This window comes from Candidatus Accumulibacter vicinus (genome assembly GCF_000584955.1).
GTDB classification, from domain to species: domain Bacteria; phylum Pseudomonadota; class Gammaproteobacteria; order Burkholderiales; family Rhodocyclaceae; genus Accumulibacter; species Accumulibacter vicinus.
The window spans coordinates 182,020-183,483 of sequence record NZ_JDSS02000053.1 but is presented as its reverse complement, the minus strand read 5'-3'; the positions used below and the strand labels follow the sequence as shown (position 1 = coordinate 183,483).

At 54.5% G+C, this 1,464-nt stretch carries 2 protein-coding genes; both read left to right on the top strand.

Translation table 11 applies throughout. The annotated features are described in order from the left end of the window. Positions 1-110: 110 nt before the first annotated feature. Positions 111-845, top strand: a complete 735-nt coding sequence (locus CAPSK01_RS21190) for a hypothetical protein (RefSeq protein ID WP_034931605.1) — start codon at positions 111-113, stop codon at positions 843-845. 127 nt (positions 846-972) lie between these two features. Beyond that, positions 973-1,398: a hypothetical protein gene (locus CAPSK01_RS21185; protein ID WP_034931601.1), complete on the top strand. Its 426-nt coding sequence runs from the start codon at positions 973-975 to the stop codon at positions 1,396-1,398. Positions 1,399-1,464: the final 66 nt, after the last annotated feature.

The window sequence follows — 1,464 nt, the reverse complement described above, 5'->3', positions numbered from 1 at the left end:
CACGACAGCGCCGCCGTTTCCTCCGCGTAGCGGCTTCGTCCAACCCTTCCATCGAGAGGACTCGCCCCGGCAAGCCGGGTCGAGCCCCTCATGTCAAACGTTAGAGCTCCATGGCTTACGCTACTGTCCTTGTTGTTGCCGTGCTCAACAGCATCGTTCTATTCTTTGCCGCTTTTCTCGCTGCAGGCGGAGATGGAAATTCTGATGGGGTCAAAACGGTCTGGTTTTTCGGCTATCTCTGGATCGCTTTGCTTACCGCTGGAGCACTGGCGCTCTGCGCCCGAAACAAAGGCTCTATTGGGGTAGTGCTCGCAATCAGCACGCTGCCAAGCGCCTATCTTGTGGCTACCGCTGCGCTTATGTTTGGAGTCGGCATGGTCTATCTCAAGCCGGCATCGTCCGAGTTCACTTCTGCTTGCAAGGGTTCCGGCGTGCAGTTCTTTTCAACGCCAACAAAACCTGTTCACTCTTTGGCATATGAGTGGGGGCACAAGTATCCGATTGAGATCAACTACTATCGGATCGGCGCGAACAACTACGTTTCTGAAATGGGAACACGCAACCCACCCTATCCGCCGGGCGTCAGTCTTGTAATGAATGGGGCGTCGAGGGCGGATGTGCTCGTCACCTTCAATTACCCGATTGGAAAGGAGCATCTTTCGCGTGCCTTGGATCGTCAAGGCTTGATAGGCTATGAACTAACTGTCACCGATCAACGTAATAACAGCACTCTTGCACGTCTGAGGTACTTCACTGATCTCTCGAACAACAAAGCATGTGGCCCAACAGACAACGGCGTTCTCAGTGTGATGGCGTTCGTTCTAAAAGCTATCGAAACGCAATGAAAAGCGCATCTTTTCATTGGAGCTCTAGCCTTTCCGTCGAGCGGGACCGCCCACAAGCTGCGCTTGTGGGTTCCCTTCGCGGCTTTGCCGCTGCGGCGGCCCCTCACGTCCAACGTTAGGTGGCGCCTTGCGTATTCGCTTCGTCGTTGCTTTCTTTTCTTCGCTCATCGCCTCAATCGCGAGCGCTGGTGGGTCGTCGTACGCCACGACGATCGAAGCGATGGAGAAAGTCGACAACGACTACTACCGGCTAACCGTTAAGACACTGGCGTTCTCTGATACGCCGGAGCACGCGGTCCTTCATCTCAAGTATCGGCCAAGGGCTCTAGGCTGGTTTCGGCGCCCCTCGATGATCACGCGCGAGGCATACGAACACTGCATAGCAGAGTTCAAGGCACATTTTGAGAAGCGAGAGTCATTCTCACTAGGCATCATGGGTACGGGGTTCATCGATTTGCCGAACAAGCCTGGGGAGTATCAGAGCAATGCTTTGGCGGTACTAGAGGAGCATCACGGCGAGCGCGTCTGCTTCTCGTTTGCCATGCCGGTATGAAACGCCACCTAACGAATAAGGTTAGGTGATTTCCGCAAAACGCCATACCAAGAGTCATCACGTTAG